Genomic DNA, 24,161 nt, shown 5'->3' on the forward strand with positions numbered 1-24,161 from the left:
ATGCCAAAATTGTAAGATGTGACAAAAAAGTGAACGGTATATGTTCTTTTATTGAAAAAAAATGACGAATCCTATAAAATAGAAGTAAAACAAAGTGGCTAAGTGGGTCTTTTTGACTCAAAATGCCATATTTGAATAAATTGATTTTACTAATTATATAGAAAAAATAAATTTGAAGAATACTAAACTTTAGGATAAAGCACGAAAGGACAGGAAGAATTATGAAACAGATAGTGAGACGAATAACAGGTTGGCTATTGGTATTGTCAATGATAACATCCATGTTTGGACAATCCACACCAATCACATACGCTGCTTCCAACAATGGTAATGGGGAGACACCGGGAATTGAATTCTCAATGGTGTACCAGTCAGGTGGTAGTAGTATTAACGCAGATAAGGATAATACGAATGGAGACAATGAAGTATCGGATAGTCTGCAAGGTAAGAACAAAGCGTTGTTAGGACGTGGATATGAGAATCATATTAAGGTAAACCTTGTAGGAAACCTGAATGGTAACGGTAGAGCTTCAGGAATGTACTTTGAATTGGAATTACCGGTATTTCGTATTGTAAATGACAAGCTTACACTCATTCCATCAGAGGAGGCCGCAAAGCTAACTGATGAAGATTTTAAAAATGATAAAAGTCTTATAAGGGTTATGGCAGAGTTTACATCTGACACACCATTAGATTGGGATTATACTCAGGACAAACATTATTGGGGAACTAAGGTAAGGGTTAAAAATACAGGTAATGTTGTTGCAGGAAAACAGGCGGTACTGCCTGTGAACTTGTGGTTTGAAGGAAATATGCCTGAAAACTCAGCGAGTATAGTTAAGCTGGGTGGCGGTTATGCAACCTATAGAGACTATAGTGGAAATATATATGATGGTTACGAAAAGGATGCAACTACAGTAACAGATACTGCTGCTATATTTACTATGATTTGTAGTAACTTAGAGTGGACAACAAGTATCGTAGGAGTTGCACCTAAGAATGTTCTTTGGGATAGATACAATTATGTAACTTATAAAATTACAATAAAAAATACATCTAAGGATACGGATTCCTGTTATGATTCTTCCAACTTCCAAATTAAAGCACCGACGGATTTTGAAGCCGTAGACGGATGGGAAAGCGGACTTCATGTAGAGAATGCAGCAAAGTTCCTGTACAACAACGGCTCACCGACTGCTAATGATAAATGGGACAATTGGGAAAACGCTAATGAACTTATGGTAGGTGTTCCCGGCAAGGGTGGCATCATGATTTATGATGTTACTGAACTAGAGTCTACTGAATCAGGTCAGGCTGCGATGGAAAAATGGGATATGACTAATTTCACTAACATCATAGATGATAAGGGAAATGAGTTAAAGTCAATGCCATATTATTTCAAAAAAGATGGAGGTATCTATTTTGAAAAAAATGGTAAGGTTTACAGTGAAGCCGGAGTAAACAAGCATGAAGATTCATCAGGATATGATCATCGTACATTCTATGTATCACTTCCTATGAGCACAGATATACCTATTGATAAATTATCTAGAATTCCAATTAAGGTATATAACACTATAACTTTTGGTGAGGGATATACTTGGACAAAAGTTAGTCAAAATGTTAATTGGGGATTTATAGCACCAGTTGATGACTTCCAAGGCAAGAAATTTGTTACAGAAACGGAAGAAGTAAACGGTGTAGAACAGGAGGTTGAAAAAGACGAAAAAGAAGTTGCTATTAATGATACCGTAGATTACTATCTTGGACATTTTCAAAATACAGGAAATATACCGGTGTTCAATGCAATGGCAACTGACTCCATTGATAAAGATTTTGAACTAAACAAAATATCTGCAATATTCAATGTAGATGCTGACAAGGACGAACCGAAACTTGCAGATTGGTTTGATGAGGATAATACAGTTCAGTTTGAATTCCTAACTTATGATAATCTTAACGGTACAGGAGATCCAAAGTCAGAGTATGTTACTTTAGGTAAAATGGAACCAGATGCGGATTTGACAGACTCAACACACAAAGCTTGGAGCTTACAGTTAGGAAACTTAATTGATGACTATATACAGAAGGTTGAAGCAACAGGTAAGAAGTGTGTATATAACTATCACTTCCGACTGAAATTCAAAAAACGTATTGAAGCAGGAGAAAGCTTTGATGGTCGAGTGGCAATCAATGGTGTTGTAAGTAAAGGTAAAAAATATCCAAACGACTTAGTTACTTCTTATGAAAGATGGGTTGGTGATCCAAGCAAACGTTCAGAAGAAGGTGAGGATGGATACAAAAAAGATTTAAAAGAATTAGATAAATCTACAGCGTCCATTCAGGCAATAGTTGCTGATCCTAAGATTAATACAAAAGTTGTTAAGAAAACTGATACAGGATATGAGAAAAAAGATCCTATGGAAGTACCTGTTAACACAAAAGGCTATGGTATTTATTATCAGTTAGGTAACGACAGTGTTTCAAAGATTATGCCAGGACAGTTTGATTCTGGTGAGCTGGCAAAATACAATGATAAAGCTGGAAAGGTAAAGGGCTTTATTACAGACAAGGTTATTTTGTCGAAGAGATTAGTAGATAAAGTGGCGAAGATATCTTCTATAATACTTCACACAAGTGCAGACACAAATCCTGACATTACATTAAAGGTATCTGATTTGAGTAAAGATGCAGACGGAAATTACTATATAGATAAAAGCGTCTGGAAAGATAAAGGCGAACTTATTAATGTTACTGTAGACATGAAGAGCTTTTTAGACAAAATAGAAATAACTCAGGATAACGAAGATGTTTACATATTATTAGAAGGAATTGCAAATTTAGTTTCACCTAAGGTAGAGAAAGATACATCAAAAGATGACGATAAAAAAGATGACAATAAAAAAGATGATCAGGACATACCTGAGGAAGAAAAGTATGACTGCACAATAGTCAAAGGTACATTTACAACTAAATATAAAGATGAGGATTTGAATGTAAGTGCTGAAGATGAAGCAACACTAATCGTTAGAAATATTAATCCTGTTATTAAAGGCATAAGTTATGGTCAGGATTATATTGAAAACGGACAGCATATTGAGTCAGATGAAAACAAGGCAAGTGGAGCTGAGGAACAGGATAAGATTAATCAGATTGAAGTTCCAAAGGGAATTGACAATGCTGGTTACAAATTCTTTGTTAGTAATGCAACACCATCATATTCAGAAGAAGCAAAAATTTCAATTGACTTATCAAGTAGTGTTGGAAGTAAAACAAAGTCTAATGATGTAAGAGGCTTCTTAACAAAAACAATTACTATTAAGAACTTCAAAAATGTGGCAGACATTAAACAGATTAGATTCTGGAATTGGGACAAAGATCCAAGTGCAGACAATGCAGATGTTACTATTCCATTTGACAGCATGACTGTATCACAGGATGGAACAATTACAATTGAGTTGAAAGATTATACTCAGATTGAATATTTGAAGTATATGGTTATTGATTTGAATAACTTCTTAGGAGGCAAGGACGAAGATACTCCTGAGATGGAAATTCAAATTGATGGTAGAACAGAATGGTTCAATAATCTTGATGCTGTTATGAACTTCACACCTGATGATAAGACAATGCAGTTGGAGGCAGATACAAAGAGCATTGTAGATTTAACAAATCGTTTATACATTCAGGAACCATATGCGGAAATACATGCAGATGTTCATTACTATGATTTAGATGGAACAACAAAAACTGATGCAGATAATAGAGATAAAACTGATAAGTGGTTAGGTATACCATATGACAGAGATTTCATCTATACAATTGATATAGGAAATATATGCAGATCAAAATTAGATGACTTTGATGTTATTATTGACTTGCCTGTTAATGACAACAAACAGGGTGATGAAGCCAACACAGGATTCCACACTACAGGAATTAGAATTAGTAAAGAATTAGTAGGTCAGTACGAAAAGTTAGAAAAGCTTACATTATATGATGCAGATAGCGACCAGGGAAAAGTCTTTAATATAGACTATAAAAACGGCAAGTTAATATCTGAAGACGGTCAGAGTGTAATTGAAGGTGTGGTTGTAGACGGAGATATTTATATAGATGAACAGAAGATATATACTGAGTTCGGTATGAATATCAAGAATCTTAAGAAAGTGATTATTACAGGCAAGGGCTTCAGAGCCACAAGAGAAGCACCAGCTGATGAAAAACACAGAGTTACATTATACGGTTATTTAGATTCTAAGATTAATTCTTGGAATGAAATGGAAGTTAATGGAAAGAACTACTTATCTGAATTCAGAGACAGTGGTGATGACTATATATTTACAACACGTGATACTGCAAAGGCATTAGTTAGTAAAATGTATTTTGATACAACAATGGTTGCAGGATATAAAGACAATAACGATAATGGTAAACGTTTTGACTCAGTGAGTGATTCATATGAGCATATGCGATTGGAGCACTCTCATTATGGATGGACTGATGAATATCCAGATAATGATGAATTAGATATTGGTTATAAAGCAATAGGTTCATATTTATTAGACTTTAGACAATATTTGAATTCGGGAAGCAATTATCCCAATGATGCAAATCATCAGGAATTGTATGATATGGTACCAAATACATCTAATGCAAAGTGTACTCCGAATGATTATGTGTATACACAGTCAATGAACACAGCAGTAGATGTTGAAATGACGGTTAATTTGCCATCGAATTCATTTGAAGCATATTATTTAAAGGTGCATCCATATGCATATGACTATATTAAGGAAATAAAAATTCATCGTGAAGGTGACGATAATGATACTTGGACTACAGTAAAAGAGTCCGACTGGAAAGATTCTATAGAAAAAATCACAGGAACTAATGGAAAGGATTCTTATTATAGATTAAATCTTTGTAAATTGGGCGATGAATATGGTATATATAGAAGTCCTAAGATTGACTATAAGACAGATAAGGCTGTAGACAAAATTGTCATTGCTCTAAAAATTAACAGAGATGCTTCTGAAGAGAAGAATGGTGAAACAGTTGCTAAAAATGCAGACTATGGTACTTGGTATAATTTTAATGATGAAAAGACTAAGTATATGTTTGAGATAACGGGTCGTTTCTTTAAATCAGGTGTGGCTGATGCTACAGCAAGCACAAAGATGGATATTGGCGGTTATACTGAACGTCAGTTTTCTCAGGCAAAGAAGAGAACTGATGAAGGAAAGCCAAATGGAATGAATAATACTAACATTGCTTCGTCAGATTTGGCAGGCGGAAATGGCATAGTTAACCGTATTGATGCGGCAAATGCAGCTTATCGTTCGCTTTGGTCATGGCAAGATTATTACAAAACATGTATGTCATATGGTGTACATAATTATGCAGCTTATAAATCGGGACATTTGTTTACTACAGCAAAGGTTTATGTACATCCGGAAAAGAACAGTATTGTGAAAGGTGTACATGAAACACCAAAGACCAAGACGGACAGAAAAGCTAAGTTCTCATTATACAATGAATACTCAGTTAGTTTTGTGCAAACTCCGTATGGAGCATCACAAGATTGTATGGATGAACATAGGTCAACAGGTCATTCAGATGACTATTCGATTTATAATGACCCTTACAACTGGACAGGAAAACATTCCTTTACTGATAAAGTTGTATTAACAGATACGTTACCGTACGTTAGACCTGATAGTGATTCAAACTATTATGGTTTCTTAGCAAAGAAGATTCTTATTTCAGAAGATTTACAACAATATATTGACAAGGTGGTTGTATATAAGAAGAAATCAACACTAGATACAGATGGCAATGTGACTGATACTAACATAACGGATACAATTACTATACAGGGGAAAGATATTGAAAAAGAAAACACAACCAATAATAATAGACGGGTTGAGGGAAGTGATCAACATAAGGTACATACTACAGCAAGTAGAACATTTTATGAAATACCTGTAGTGTATCCACAAAGCAGTAGCTCATCACAGGTTACAGGAAATACAGCAGGTTCTATCGTATTAGGTGATGATGAATATATTACAAAATATGAAATTCACCTAAAAGATTTAGGCGGTGATGTTGACTATGCAGCAGAGTTGAAGGATATGGAGGATTTGCTTGATTCACACAATCATGGAGTAGACACTTTACCTGATATATATGTTGGTGGTGACATATATAGAATTACTGATGATAATATTAAAACATCAGGCACACTTAATGATTGGAACAATATGAAGTGCGACAACTATATGCAGGAAAGCACAAAACCATATACTTCTAATAATGACAGTGCTTTGATTACATCCTATAGAATACCGTTCCAGGCGGGTGTTAATATTTCAGTAGGAAATAAAAGCAATACTATATATGACTATCAGAGTGACAACAAGACACCTAATCTTGCTAAATTTAATATTAAAGTTTGGAACCGTCAGGATACAAATAGTGAATCTGGAAGATCCGCAGAAATAGATAGTGCCACTGTTACGAATAGTATGGACTCAACCTATCGTCTTAAACATATTTATATACCAGAGGCGTTTATAACTGGTGATTGGTTTAATGTAGATTACTTAAAGATAGGTGACACTACATACACATTGGCACAATTGAAAGCATTGCTTACAGATACTGAACATAATTATTTTAGCTATGACAGTGAAAATAAGCAGTATGTATTTGATGTAAATGAATATGTTAGAGATCGTGTTAATACATTAACAAAGATTACACCTAATAATACAAAGAAAGACAGTTCACAGTATTATAAAGAATTTGTAGATTCATTTGTAATTAAGTTCAAAGGTGTAGGAGAAGTTATATTAGATGGTGGTGATTTCTTAAATGTTAACAAAGAGAATTTGGCTGACGTTACATTAGCTAATGCTCAAAACACATTCTCTTATGATGGTGTTTATGTTGACAGAAATAAGGATGACATTGAAGCTAATGCATGGACATATGATTCAACACCAACAATAATTAATAGTCCTGATAGCTTTACAACAAGTTGGCCACATGCACGTAACTATGTAAGCTCAACCTTTACAACACAGGAACCTGATGCATGGGGATGGTCAGGATATGTTACAGGCACAAGTACATACACAGAATATGTTGTAAAGAACCTTGTAAGTACATTTGAAGTTTCAATGAAACGTGAAACAAAAATTTCAGATAGTACAAATTCATTCGCTTACGACATTGATGGTAAAACTAAAGTAGCATTAAATAAAAATCAATTATTACCTGATGACTTTATTGAGTACCAGATTAGTTTGGGAGCATCAGATGATTCAGCAATTCCTGTATATCATCCTGATGTAAGATTCATTGTACCAAATGGTCAGCGAATTATTGGTTGGTACATATTAGAGAATGACTCTGATATAGGAAATGAAGATATCACTGCACAGGCAACCAGTGGAAGCAACACAGTAAGTATAGTTAAGGACAAGCGTTACTATAAGGCAAGTGATAATACAGATACAAATTACAAACAGTTAAACATTTCATATGGTGATTTAACAAAAGATGAAAAATACAATCAAATAACTAAAGGTAAAAATATTAAGATTGTTGTCATAACCGAATTAACACAGGAAGTAAAACCGTTTGAAGGTAAGAATATTGTACAAAATGTATATGTTACTACACATCCAAAACATACATATTCACAGCATGCATTATATTACAATGATAGTGGGGATAATGTAACATATGGCAGATTATATGGTCAAAGTGGCTATTATGGTTCTTTCTATAATAATGAAAGTTCTTATGTTGGAACTATTAAGAGTGACATAACTTATTACAATAGCTCATTGACACCTAAATTAGTATATGTTGACGGATATGAGACACCGGGTAGAAATGAAGATACAAATCCACACATAGATGAAAGACCTATGATTGCTAAGTTGTATGGCCCAAATAAGGGAGCTGTAACTAATAGCACAATACATAAATTATCATCTATTACATATACAACATCTTTCTTAACTAATAGCAGAAATGATGGTAGATGGTTTAAGGGATTTGATTTAACAGAAAAACCGGAATTTGCTTATCCTGAAAAGATGGATTCTACAGGAACTAAGAAGGCTAAGGTTGAATATTGTTTCTACAAGGATTTATCAGGTAAGACAATAGGAACAGATGTTGGTATTTATACAGATAAACAGTATACATCTCAATGGGTAGAGGCTGATAAAGTATTAACAGGTGATACAATCACACAAGCTCAGATAGATGCAGGTTACTTCTTATTAAAGGATGCAGTATCTATTAGATGGACATATTATGATGTACCGGCAGAAGAAATTACATTTGCTACAGCAGATAAGCCATTCGAACTTCATGGTATTGGTAGATATCGTGACACTAGAAATGCTGCTGAGAAGCAAAACACAACTGCCAGTGACAAGTTCACTATAGGAGTATCAGCAAGTTGTGCGTTTGAACATATACATGATGAAGACATTAGCAACACTGATGAAAATCAAACAACAACAGATACTAAATATGAAGATACTTCTACAGCAACAATATACGGAAGTACAACAGCGGTAATTACAAGAGAAAGACCAATACTTACAGTTCACACACAAATATTTAAAAATTCTGATGACGCAGCAGTTAAATACAATGCTAATGCTGAACAGATAAAAGGTTATCGACCTGGTGACAAAGTTTGGTATAAGACAACTGTAATTAACAATAAGAGAGGACAAACTGATCCCCAGGGTGCATTATTGAATCCTGCATTGTTTGACAAGATTCCTGAATACATTACTACTTCAGGTCTTGATGCAAATAAGATTAAGATAAAATGGTATAATGCAGATGGTACATTGAAAGATGATTCGGAAATACCAAAGTATACTATTACGAAAACAAAATTCAGTGATGCAGCAGACTATGGTGGAGATTTTGTTACTACAAAGAATTATAATGACGGAGCTTCTAATACAGGTAGCGGTCATGCATACACAGATCTGATATTTAATGGAACTAAGAAAAACACAGACACAACATCAATTGACTTTAACGTATATCAGATACAGTTTGATGATGGTTCACGCTTAGAAATTGGTGAAACATTAGAAGTGTATTATGAGGCAGAAATCAGAAAAGAAGATTTGCCTTTAGCTTATACAACACGTAATAATGAAGATGGTACTCAGAAAACTTATGTGGATTACTATCCAAAGATGGGTGAGTATTACCAGTGGCAGAACTTCTACTGGTCATATAGTTATTCATATCCATATATTGGGACTATTGGTTCATTAAGCACACGATTTGCTAATCAAAATGATATGATGGACATGAACTATCTCTATCATGATGTAGGTGTTAGTGGTACAAGAAATAAGAACATTGACAAGTATGAATATTTGAAGGAATCTATTACCTATATGCCTGGGTCAAATGAAACGTCTACAGATTACGGTTATGACGAATATGGAAACAACGGCTATCTTAAAGATCAGGATATGCGTACTGCTAATAATCAGCAGATGACATATTATGATCCAACACGTACAACAGGTAAATACAATCAACTTCCTGTAAGTGAAAACTATAGAAATGGTTCAGTTACTGGTTACTCCAGAGATTACTATAATAAGCTTATGGTACTGCGAGTGCGAGACAGGAACTGGCAGGGAAATCATGAAGATGCGGTTATTTGGACAGAATCAAGACTTCATCTGCAGACAGCGTGGTTGCTGGCAAGTTCACAGATGATTGGTGATGATGATTACTTGAAATCACAGGAGTATTTGCCAACAAACTATAGTAACGGACAGTGGGATGATCATTATACAGCTTATAAATGGTATTATAGTTCGGATCACAACCAGCTTAATGATTATATAAGAAATTTAAATGATGATACCATTACAACATTGGAATATGATCAGGACTTCACAACACGTATTGGAGCATATAACTACGGTGATTGGGACATTGAAAGTGGTCTCGAGTTTACATATGTAATGCCACAGGGTATAGAGCCTAAATTAGACAAGGACGGTAATCCTGATTTTAGTGAATTAAAGGCTGAAATTTTAAGCAGTGGAACAAGTAAGAATCCTGTATATAGTGATATTGATATTGAAAATGATGTTAAGGTAGAAGTAATTCAAAGTCCAAACAATAAGCAAGGTTACTTAACACCAAACATTATGAGAGATCCACTTCTTAGTACATCAACTATGAATAATAGTGGTGACAGTTATGAAAATAAAGATGCTTATTATAATGAAGATGAACATACTTCTTGGGTTCTTAGAATAACAATAACTAAGCCACTTAAAAAATGGTTTAATAGAGGTGATGAAACAGGTTATGCAATGTATGTAAATATTCCATCTCATGTGTATGCTACACCTAAGAATGAATATTGGTACGACGAAGTAATGGTTAAACCTGTTGATACAACTAAGGATCTTTACTATCAGGTTTATGATACAACTTCACTTTGGGGAAATAATTATTTGACAGACATGCCAAAACCGGTAAGTACACAAAAATATGGAATGGACTTTATGTGGAATACATACTATGTACATGATGACCATCACAGAGATAGTAACTACTATTTCCTTAACGGTTCCCCAAACACACCTTACATTAACGGTATGAATATTACGAACCGGGAGGTGTCAAGTCAGGGAAAAGATGCAGACAGTGCAGCATCCGCTAGTGTAGAGGATAGAAAAGTTTTCTCAAGCGGTGTTCGTAATACTTATGCAAGTACAGGAACCCGTGCTCATATGAGAAAACCAATGATAAGAACTTGGACTACAGTTGGTGAAGATAATATTAATGGTAGCAAGTCACAAGATTATTATGTTGATCCGCAAGGTGAAACATCAACATTGAACATTCATGTTGAAAATAAATACTGGCTTAATACTTTAGCACCAGAGTGGTTGCTGAATTACACAACGTATCAGACATTTAAGGTAAGACATACTTATGCAACAGACGGTGGAAATATGGGAACGCTATATCATCCTGTAGTTACAAATATTTTACCGGCAGGTATAGTACCAAAAGATACAGATGGAAATCTGTTTACTACTGATAATAAGGAAAATGCTAAGAAGAAGTTAGACTGGACCTTAAGAGGTGCAGATTATAACGGCGCAGACTTAGATACCTTAAAAGAATATCAGGAAGAACAGGAACTTTACGAAGCTACTGTTGAATACATTCAATTAGAAGGTGAAGATGGTACTCTGGAAGGAAGATACAAGATAACCTTTAAGCAGAAGGAAAAAGTAAGCATCAGAAATGAGAAGAAGGCTAAGATTGATTCAGAATCATCAAGAGTATTTTCATTTAAGTTCTTTACAGCAGATAATCCTGATCTAAATACTAAAGATGGAACAAAGGACAAAAGACTAGGAGAACAATATCAGTCAAATAGAACTTTCATTTCCAGTGAAATGAATAACTTCAAGTTTAAGATTGATTCAGATGTTGAAAACAAGCAGGTTGCTGAATCAACAGGAATGGAAAATTCTTACTATGTAGGTAATGAAGTTGTTGACTCATATGTATATAAATACAATAAGCAGGACAGATATCACTGGACAGGTACATTAAAAGATTCAAGACTTGATATTGCAGAAACAAACAGAGATTACAATGATATGCCGTCAGGTACACCTAAGGCAGTGTTACCAAAGGTACCAACAGCAAGTAATCTTGGTAGTGATTCAGCAATTGATGCAACAGATCAGTTAGGTAATAAACGATACTATGAGAAAGATAATCAGATTCAGGAAATAAATGGAGACCAATTAAGTCTTGAAGATTATCCGGAATTAAGACAAAACGTTTACTTGCGTTCAGAAGATAAAGGTACAGACTTAGATAATGGATGTGTAGATTCAAATGCAGGTGTTATGACATCGAATAGAATTAGGGTAAAATATCCGGTTATTGAAAATAAGACGTTTGTTTCTAAAAATGCAGCGGATGCGGTTGACAATTTAGGAGCACGTTCACCTGAATGGCAGGATGATATTTATGAGTATTATCCTTCAGAAGATGAACCTGTACAGTACATGGATGACCTTTATTACAATGTAAAAGTTGTAAATGGCGCAGACAAAGTAAAAGATGATGAATATTATTATCAAGGAAATATTTCTCATGCTAAGATGAAGGTTACAGTAGTATTACCATCTATTGTAAAAGCAGTACCGTTAAAAGGCGACGCAGTATATCTTATATACAAGAAGGCTGATGGCACCGTTGTTAAGATGAATATTGACGAAGCTGAAAAACATGGTTATGAATTGAAAGTTGTAGATAAACACTACAATGACAATAAGGAACAGGTTATTACATTTGAGGTATGTACAGCTGGAGATTATGAAGATACAGATGAATTGCCAATTTATAGTGATTATGTACATGGAAAACATTTACCAGGTTACTTTGCATACAAAGATACGTTGGTAGTAGGTGTTAAAACACAGGTACGAAACAATGTTCTTGATGATTCAGAAATAGAAACATCAGATGAAGCTTGGAAGAATGATTCCGTATGGGATAATAAATTTAAGGCTGATGGTTATGTAACTTTTGATGATGCAGATGGATACTACTTAAAAGATACAAATCCGGATGGTGGTTTTGATGCATTAACTGATTTAGATGATGGCGGTATCTTATATGAAAGAGAAGCTACGGATGATAAGGATAACGAAGTTGATTATGATAGTGATGGCGATTATTCTGATAAATACGCAAAAGATGAATCAGCTATTGTAACATTATTAAAACCACATTCAACAATACGACTTGATACATCAGTTCAGCGTAGAGAAGTGGATAACCCTGATATATTAGGTGGTTCACATAGAACAATTGATGATCCAATAGTAAAGAGCTCAGTTCGACTGTCTGTATATATGGATCAGGCTGTAAATGAAGGTAGTGCTGTAAGAGAGTTCATAGTAGATTGGCGTATACCATTTAGATCAACTTTCTTAGCAACTAAGGAAGAAGCACCTGTAAATGAAGATAGTATATCAAAACAGATATATGCTATAGGTACAGGTGTTTGGGAAATTCCTGAAAACTGTGGCGATGAAGCATACAGAGAAGCACTAAAGAAGAACCTGAAAGTACAGGTACTTGCATTATGTAATGATAATGTAGATGATGCAGCAGATGGTGCAACTTATCAGGATGTTAAGAACAGTAATGCAGGTGAGTGGTTGAACTTAACTCAGTTGTATAATGAAAAGATTGCTGGGACTTCAGATAAAGGAGTTAGCATCGACAAAAACACAATTATTGATATTAGAAAATTATCTGAGAAACTTTATGGTAATAGAACTTCTTTAGGTAAGAGAATATATCAGGTACGTTATATTATTTCTTCTGATGAAGATGAATATGTTGTTCCTAAGGGATTTAGATTAGACATTGATGCTGATTCGGATACAGATGGTAAGCAGGAAATGAATGATGTTGATCCTGAACATAACAATTTAGATCCACTTCCAGAGTCAGTTGTATCAACAGCTAACGATCAGGATGAATATGATGACGAGAACAAAATTGGTAATGCAGCCTTTGTTATGATGACTGCAAGCCACTTAAGTGAAACCAGAAGACATGTAAATCATTTAGCTACAGGTTGGGCTAAATATGATGATACACAGTTGTGTGCAGATTCTGAACGCTCAAGAGCAGGATATTATATAGCAAAAGAACTTCCGGTAATGGAAATTGATATGAAGAATCAATACTTCATGGTTTCAAGAAACAAAGATACAAATGACATTGAGTTTGGATGGAGTAACGACATAACAATTAACAATTCATCTAATATGCTTAAGTACAGCATTGAATTAAAGAACTTGGATAATGAGGAAATCGCAAAAACAGATGTTGGTGAGGTTGAAGAAGACTATGCATCTAACCCACAGGTTGTTGCATTGTTACCAGTTATTCAAAACTTAAGTTCAGCAGTAGAATCAGAGGATCCTTTGGTATACAAATACTTCCATGAAGTAGAGTATGGTAGTGATGAATGGAAGAATTCCTTAGCTCCAACCTTTAAGTCACCGGAAACATTCGATGACTCACAGGCAGTTTGGTCATGGCATGTTGAAGATAAAGACGGCAATGTTGTTAGCAAAGACAAATGTAAGATATCTTCAGTATCAATGAATATGTATGAAAAGATTGCCGGAATTAAGTATGAGAGACAGAGAAGATTTATAAGATGGACAGCAGATGGACAGCTTGAACCGGGTCAGAGAATGGTAATTGACTATATGTTACCTGTAGCTACTGATGAAAATACAATGGTTGAGTCAGAGTTATTAAGCTCAAAAGGTTACGGATTTAAGTCAGGTGCATTTGAACCATCAATTCCTGTATCACAGAACGTTAAGAATTATGCATATGAAATTGACACTCGTGATGTTAACGATAATGGTAAAAGCAATATTGAAAATACAATTACTGTATCTGTAAATAACGTAGGTTTCGCAGGTACACAGGCATTTAACCGAAACAAGAGAGCTTTCTCTGAATATGGTTACGGTATGTCTGAAAAGGGAACCGGAGCTGACAGACCGGCACTTGTTCCTGAAGGTACGAAGTACAGCTTTACATCATCTATCTATAACCCAGAACCGGTATTAGGTAAGAAGGGGTATAGGCAACCGATTATATATGATGTACTTCCATTTGTAGGCGATACGCAATTGTATGCACCTACAGGCTTCTCTACATCAAGAGGAACTGACTGGCGTGGTTGGTTAAATCTTGGATCAATTAAGATTGAAGCAGTTGCAAATGGCTCGTCAAGTATAATGACAGATGGAAACGATGTAAATGTTTGGATAGGACCATTTAAGTACAATGGAAATACTATAGAAAAGACTGATATATCAGATTTACCAACTTTGGAACAAACATCATCAGTTGATTTCTATAAATCAATCAGAGGTAAAACAACTTCTGCTATTAATAAAAAGAAGAGGTATTTTGTAAGGTTATCAGATTTACTTAAGTTAAAGACATCTGATCCTGAGAAGTTTGAGGAACTTCAAAAACATGCACAGGCAATTTATGTAGAGCCTACAGATGATTACTATTTAAGTACAAAGGCTAAGTTGTCTTTATCATATGACTTGAAGGCACCACTTAACCTTCCATTAAGCAAGAATTGTATTTCTGAAGAATCAGAAACAATCTTACAGGATACAGCAGATTCAGATAGTTGGAATAGTTTCACAGCTCAGTCAGGAGATGACAAGGTTACAGAATCACCAAATGCAGGTGTTTGCTTAACAGCTCCATCTGACAGAGGTTATATCGGACATTATGTTTGGTTAGATGAAAGCTATAATGCTAAGTTTACAGACGAAGCAGATTATTACCAGCGTGAAGGTAAGGGTAGATGGTTACTTGAGAAGAAGACAAAAGACTTAGATTATGACGGTGAAATTGATGATCCGGGTATTAACGGAGTTAAAGTTGAACTTCTTACAGAAAACGGATATCCAGTAAACCGTTTAGGTGAAGCTGTTGTAGAAAAAGACGGCAAGTATTGTGTAATTGACGAAAGCACAGGTAAGATTAAAACAGATACTATGGGTTCATCAATTTATACAACATACGGACCAATGTCGTATACAACAGAAAAAGATGTTTATGGTAATGATGGATATTTCATTATTTCAAATATTAAACCGGGAAAATATAAATTACGTTATACATTCCCTAAGGATAGTAAATACAATCAATATGCTCTTACAACTAGAAGTATAGGTGTTACAGGTACATCTGTTGACGTATACCGTCCAGGAGAGGCAAATGATACCCTTCCAGATTTAGGAGCAACAGGCAAAGGTGATGAACCAAGTGATAGTGCAAAGGTTGAATCATTAACTATCCAGACAAAAGATGCAATTCAAATTGATGCTATTGGTACAGATGAGTCAACTTATCAGGATTATGATGAAAAGATGACATCTTATGATTTAGGTGTTGCCCCATCATTTGAATACGGTGGATATTCATGGATGGATATTCAGTATGATGCTGCTGGAAAGACAATTACAGACAGCATTGACGGTAAGATGGCTGATGCAGAAAAGAGACTTAAAAATGTAGATATTTATATTTATGAAGTTAAGACCGATGGTACAATGGTACCGGCATATGATAAGAATGGTAACGAGATAAGCACTAAGAATAAGACAACTATTTGTACAGACAGTAATGGATATTTCAGTACAACGTTATATCCATACAGAAGCTACATAGCTATTGCTGACACAGGTAAGATTGATGACATACTCAAACCATCACCAGTAACATTAAGTACCAAGGCTCTTCAATATGAGAAGGATAATGATTTACTATACAACAAGAATCTTAATAAGAATACAACTAACATATTCTCAGTTCTTCCAAAGTCAGATGACTACGATATGGGAAATTGTGTAGATGGTAGATATGGTTCATACGATAGATTAGGATTCGGTTATGTACCGGCAGGTGTTGGTGCTATTGGTAAATACATATTTGAAGACCAAAACTACGATGGTATTAGAAATGAGTACATTGATGAAAATGGATTACTTGTTTCAGAACCGGGTATTGACGGAATTAAGTTGGTACTTGAGAAATACTATTACGACAATGGTAAGTGGATTCGAATAAATGATGATGACGATGATGTAGTCGAAAGTCAGGGCTCATCATATACATTTATTGTTGATACTTCATATAAGATTGGTGATAACAGATACTTATGTGGATACAAGGTTAAGTTAGATATGAGTAGTGTTGATAAGGTTTCTGACACATTAGGTAAGAAATACATTCCAACTAAGTTCTATATGAACAACGGATTATCTGACAGTGATTTACCACTTACAGGAGGCAACTACAGATATCTTACAGATGATATCGTTGTACCGGCAGGTGAAGCTACAGACAGCACTTTAGATGATTATAAATTTACAGCAGATGGAAAAGATTATGATATTTCAGATGCACTTATTATTACAGAGTACGATGCAGGCTTCACAACAAAAGATGATGCTGAAATTGACGGTGTTGTTTGGGAAGATAAGAATTATAACGGTAAGCAGGATAAGTATACAGATGACGACGGCAACGAAGTTGACGAGCCTGGAATTGAAAATATTGAATTACAGCTTGTTCCATATGTATACTACAACAATAAGTGGCAGAAACTTAAGGATGCAGACTTAAAGGATGCAGGCAAGTTTAGTGAATACACAACTACAACTAATACAGATGCAGATGGTGCATACAAGTTTACTAATGTGAAGTCTACAGCAACAATGGCAGATGGAACAGAATGTATAGTTGGTTATAAGGTAAGAGTTAATACAAATATTGATGACTTACATTATGGCATAACAAAATACAGAAATGCAGCAGCAGATGTAGATAGTGATTTGTGGAAGAATTCAGATGATGAATTAATGCTTAATGAAGATGATGAATTCATTATTACTGCTAAGAAGATACCGGATAAGGATGTTAAGAGTGAATACGGAGACGCATCTCTTAATAACCAGAGTGAATATTTAATTCACAATGACCTTGGTTACTTTGATGTAAACAAGGTAACAGACCATGATGGAAGTGATGCCGGATTGGTTAGATTTGAAAAAGGCTCAGTATCAGGTAAGGTTTGGCTGGATGACAACTATGATGGAATTATGGATAGTAATGAACTAGGTATGGTTGGACAGAAAGTTACTATCAAACGTTTCTATCTTGACAGTGTTTCAAGTGGAACTGAAAACTGGGTTGAAGATACTACATATACAAGCCCTGTATCAGTAACAGATAGTAATGGAGAATATAACTTAGATAATCTTGATACATTTGTTTATAAAGACGGCAAGTATTATCTTGCAGGATACAAGGTTTATATGGCAGAAGATCCTGACAATACAACCTATGGACCTACATTGTATGGAACATATGATCCTGACACACAGCGTGGTAGTGACCTTAAGAATAAGGAACTTACAAAGGACGATGACTATATTATCGTTGCAGACAGTTGTGGTAATGTTAGCGGTCAGGGAACAGTTAATGGAAGCAGTGCTGCAAAGAAAGTAAATGAATTAGCATATGTTACAGACTATAAGGATAAATATTATGATCTTGTAACATCTAAGGATTATGAAAAACTCGATGCAGGATATCATGCTTTCGAGGAATCAACAATTACAGGTAATGTATTTGAAGATTACAACTATGATGGAATTATTAATAGTAGTGATGATGGAAAGGCAGACGAATTTACACAGAAAATTAAGGATGCCCTTGGTAACAAACAGATGGTTGTTACAGCAACAACATACTACTATGATAACGGTCAGTGGAAACAGTATCTTGTAAGCGGCAATGCTGTTACATATACAGACATAGTTGATGCTACAAGCATAGACGGAAAATATGAAATCGAAGTTCCAACACAGGTAACAATTAATAATAAGAATTACCTTGCTGGATACAAACTCCAGGTGGATATTATTCCTGATGAGTATCATGTTACTAAACATAAGGCTAACGGAGTCGTTAAGAATAGTAATGCGTTAATCAAAGAGAATGGTGGAAAATATGATATAACCAAGACTCTTGCAAGCAGCCCATACGCAGGAACTGACAAAGAAGAAATGGATGGCTATGTTATAGCAGCAAAACCATCAACAGAACCTGCTAGTGCAACAATAATCGGTGATTATGATATTGCACTTGGAAGAGATTTAACGCAGTACAATATGGGACTTGTTGCGCATGACAAGGACGCTTCATATATTGATGGTATTGCATTTGAGGATAACAATAACAATGGTAAGTACGATACAGATGAAACTGACGTAACAAAACAGGATAAGTTACTAAGTGGTGTAAATATTGGCGTTAAACGTTATAAGTATGATGTTGCAACTAAGAAGTGGGTTGAAGCACCAAACGAAAACGGAGACACATATTACGCTACAACAGTAACAGATGCAGATGGCTATTATGCATTTAAAGAATTGCCATCACATGAAGATACAACAGATGATCCAATTCTTTATGGATACACAGTATGGTTATTAGAAATGCCTGTAAACGATGAAGGGCAGACATTGGCTGCAACATATTATCAGGCAAATAACGATAAAGACGACAGTGCATTAATTGCTAACAGCATGCAGGTTATTAAGGGTGATAAGAATCCAAACCTTGAACTTGGCGAATTAATGGACGGAAACACAATGATTGCTAAGAAGATTACAGACATTGATCCTGAACGTTCTCATATTGTGGAAAATTATGATTGTACAATCAGCATTCCACGTAAGGGCTACAATCTTGGATTTGTTAAGTACGCAAAGGGTAGCATTGAAGGTTGTGTATTCGATGATAAGAATGTAGATGGTATCATTGATAAGAATGATGGTAAATTCGAAAATATTACTATTGGCTTAAAGAGATATGTTTATGAAAATGGACAGTGGAAATTATCTCAGGGAGACGATGATTACTACGCAACAACAGTAACAGATGCAGATGGAAATTATAAGTTTAACGGACTTGATACTTTTGTTGAAGACAACGGAGACAAACATATTTACGGATATGAAGTTTGGGTTGTTAACAAACCGGTAGGTTACGGTATAACAAGATATCAGAGTAATAACGGAACTGATGACAGTGCAGTATTACTTAACAGTCAGGTTATTAAGAAAAACACTTCATTAGATGAAATGTTTAATGGCAAGTTAGTTGTTGCAAGAAAAGCAAGTTCAGAAACTCTTGGTGGTTTAGATGACTTGTATGTAGTAGAAGGATATGACGTTGTACGTGAGTCACACCTTAAAGATTACAATGCAGGATATACAGAATTACGAAAAGGTATAATCGAAGGAACCGCATTTGATGATGAGGATTACGACGGTGAACTTGATAGTGATGAAAAATTATTCGAAGGTGTTGAGATTGGTCTAAAACGTTTTATTTACGAAAACGGAAAATGGAAAGAAGATAATGAAGGTCAGTATGTTGCTAAGACAACAACAGATAAGGATGGTCATTATGTATTCGATAATCTTGATACTTATGTAAACGAAAATGGTGAGAACAAGTTATACGGCTATGAAGTTTGGGTAACTAAAGATCCAAGCGGTTATGCTAAGACAAAATATGGTAAGGATAGCTTCTTACTCGTTAACGATCACATCCTTAAGAATGACACAGATACACCGGAAATAATTGACGGTAAGACAGTTGTAGCTCATAAGATTACAGACCAGGATGACATGACAGGTATTGATAATACTTATAATGTAAATGACTACTATGTAATTATGGCAGAGGTTGCAAGCAATTATGATGCCGGCTACATCAAAGAAGAAAAAGGCTCAATAAGCGGTACAGTATTCGATGATGTAAATTACGATGGTAAGATTGATGAAAACGACAAGTTCTTTGAAGGATTTGAAGTTGGACTTAAACAGTTTGTATATGAGGATGGCAAGTGGAATCCGACAAATGAAGGTGATTTCATAGCAAAAGCTACAACAGATAAGAATGGAAATTATACATTCGATAATCTTGATACTCATAAGAAGGATAACGGAACTAATAAGTTATACGGTTATGAAGTTTGGGTAATAAAAGATCCAGACGGCTACGCCGTAACAAGATATGGTGATGACAGTTATCTACTTATAAGTGGACAGATTGTAAAAGCTGATACAAAGCTTGACGAAATCTTTGATGGTAAGACAGTTGTAGCTCACAAGGTTACAGATAAGGATGACGTTACAGGAATCGATGATGTTTACTTTGCAGAAGGCTACAATGTAGTTAAGGCAGAAGATGTTAAGAACTACAATGGAGGTTATGTAAAAGAACAGAAGGGTTCAATAAGTGGTACAGTATTCGATGATGTAAACTATGACGGTAAGATTGACAAAGACGACAAGTATTTTGAAGGCTTTGAAGTTGGACTTAAACAGTTTGTATACGAAGATGGCAAGTGGAATCCGACAAATGAAGGTAATTTCATAGCAAAAGCTACAACAGATAAGAATGGAAATTATACATTCGATAATCTTGATACTCATAAGAAGGATAACGGAACTAATAAGTTATACGGTTATGAAGTTTGGGTAATAAAGGATCCAGACGGCTATGCAGTAACAAGATACGGTGACGATAGTTACTTACTTGTAAGTGGACAGATTGTAAAAGCTGATACAAAGCTTGACGAAATCTTTAATGGTAAAACAGTAGTAGCTCATAAGGTTACAGATGAGGATGACGTTACAGGAATCGATGATGTTTACTTTGCAGAAGGCTACAATGTAGTTAAGGCAGAAGATGTTAAGAACTACAATGGAGGTTATGTAAAAGAACAGAAGGGTTCAATAAGTGGTACAGTATTCGATGATGTAAACTATGACGGTAAGATTGACAAAGACGACAAGTATTTTGAAGGCTTTGAAGTTGGACTTAAACAGTTTGTATACGAAGATGGCAAGTGGGTACCAACTCATGATGATAAATTTATCAGTACCACAAAGACAAATAAGAATGGTGAATACACATTCGATAATCTTGATACTCACAAGAAGGATAACGGAACTAATAAGTTATACGGTTATGAAGTTTGGGTAATAAAAGATCCAGACGGCTACGCAGTAACAAGATACGGTGACGATAGTTACTTACTTGTAAGTGGACAGATATTAAAGGCAGATTCAAGCTTAAATGAAATGCTTGATGGCAAGACAATAGTTGCTCACAAGGCAACAACTGCTGAAGATAAGAAGGGCGTTGATGATATTTACATGGCTGAAGGTTACAACGTAATCAAGGCAGAACATGATAAGAATTACAACGCAGGCTATGTTGAAGAACAGAGAGGTTCAATAAGCGGTACAATCTTTGAAGATGTAAATTACGATGGCAAGATTGACGAAGACGACAAGTTCTTTGAAGGATTTGAAGTTGGACTTAAACAGTTTGTATATGAAGACGGTCAGTGGGTACCAACTCATGAGGAGGACTTCATAAGCACTACAACAACAGATGCCAACGGTGGATACCTGTTCAGTAATTTGAACACACACAAGAAAGAAGAAGGATCTAATAAGTTATACGGTTATGAAGTATGGGTAATTAAAGATCCTGACGGATATGCCGTAACAAGATACGGTGATGACAGTTACTTGCTTACAAGTGGTCACATTATTAAGGCTGATACATCAATCAATGAAATGCTTGATGGAAAGACTGTAATCGCAAGCAAGATTACAGAAGATACTAATGTTAAGGGAATTGATGATCTTTACAAGGTTGAAGGTTACAACGTAATTCTTGCAGAACATAGTAAGAAGCACAATGGTGGCTACACTGAAATTAAGAAAGCAGCTATTTCAGGTTCTATATTCGATGACGTAAATTACGATGGTTTAATAAACGATGGTGATAAGATGTTAGAAAATGTAGAAATCGGATTAAAGCGTTTTGTATACAAGGACGGCCAATGGATGCTTGCTCCGGAAAATACAACAGGTCAGTTAGGAACAGGAACAACAGAAGATGTTGAATTCTTTGCTAAGACAAAGACTGACAAAGACGGTAACTATAAGTTCGATAATCTTGATACATTTGTTAATGAAGATGGAACAAACTACATGTATGGATATAAAGTATATGTAATTGACAAATCTGACAGACAGACAACTAAGTACGAGATGAACAATGGTGATAAGGATAGTTCACTTAGAAGCGATACTTTCGAAATTACTAAGAAAGAAGATGGCAGAGAAGAATTATTCAAGGGTTGTATTGTTTTAGCACAGAAAGCTGACAATGATGAAAATCCTAACACACCATACATAATCGAAGGTTATGATGTTGTTAAGGGAATTGACCGCGAACAGTATAACGGTGGATTCGTAGCAAAACGTGTTTACTCAATTTCAGGTTTTGTATGGGTTGACAAAGACCGAGATGGAATTAGTAATGAAAAGAAATACGCTAAGGGCGTTACTGTTACACTTGAAAAGTTATATCTTAACAATGGAAAATGGGTTAAGATAGACGAAGAAGAACCTGTAACAATGAAGACTGGCAAGGATGGAAAATACAAGTTCGATAACCTTGAGTTATACGGAAATGTTGATGAGAAACAGGTAGTATACGGATATCGTGTTAAGGTTTCAGAAATCCCAAGTCAGTATGGAGTTACAAAATTCCATGTTGAAGCTGAAGGAAACAAGAGTGACTTGAACGAAAAGACAGGCTATCTGGAAACAGAACAGGCATTGATGATTTTAGCAGATAAAGCTGATAACACAACACCGGCTGATTACAACGTAGACGGCTATAATATTTCATACGGATTCTCAGTAGAATCACTTGATGCAGGTATTATTCCTTACGGAGTAGGAAGCATTGCAGGTATTGTATTTGAAGATGCTAATGCAGATGGTATTATTGATAAGGGTGAACAGAAATTTGAAAACAAAGATGTTTACTTATTATACAAGAAGAAATCTGATGACAAGTTTGTTAAGTATCCAGGTGGAAAAGTTGTTACAGATAAGAGAGGATTCTTCAAATTTGAAAATCTTCCGGTTCTTGATGAAAATAATGAACCTTATGAATATCGTTTGACAATGGAAAAACCGGATGAACGTTCATTTACTAAGGATTATGAATTTGTAATATTTGGAAGCAAACAGGTTAATATTCTTGCTCCTGACACTTCTAAGGGTGCTAAGGACAAGGTAACAACAGGTATTACTCCAACAATTACATTGGCAATTCCAAGAAAGGCTAAGAGTTACTACAAGCTTAAATATGAGCTTGATGGTTACAATCATAAGAACGCTTATCTTGGATTTACCGCAGTAGAGAAATCTGATAAGATTCAGACCGGCTTAGACATGAAATATTGGTGGGCATTAGTACCAATGGTATTAGCAATGCTTGCAGGTGCAATATTATTGATATTCGGTAAAAAGAGAAGAAAGGAAGTAGAATAAGGGGATTTTTCCCCTTATTCTTTATTAAGAACATGA

1 protein-coding gene is annotated in these 24,161 nt (G+C 35.2%); it reads left to right on the forward strand.

What is annotated here, in order from left to right; translation table 11 throughout:
• The first annotated feature begins 221 nt into the window (after positions 1 to 221).
• A complete protein-coding gene (locus ACQY63_RS00355) occupies positions 222 to 24,125 on the forward strand; it encodes a hypothetical protein (RefSeq protein ID WP_428244544.1) in 23,904 nt (7,967 codons plus the stop codon).
• Positions 24,126 to 24,161 lie beyond the last annotated feature (36 nt).

It is taken from the genome of Eubacterium sp. Marseille-QA0814 (assembly GCF_965119675.1).
Classification (GTDB): domain Bacteria; phylum Bacillota; class Clostridia; order Lachnospirales; family Lachnospiraceae; genus Eubacterium_G.

What these genes read in the sequence shown, in the direction of transcription:
- ACQY63_RS00355 (WP_428244544.1), top strand. Translation starts at nt 222, where the DNA reads ATGAAACAGATAGTGAGACGAATAACAGGTTGGCTATTGGTATTGTCA.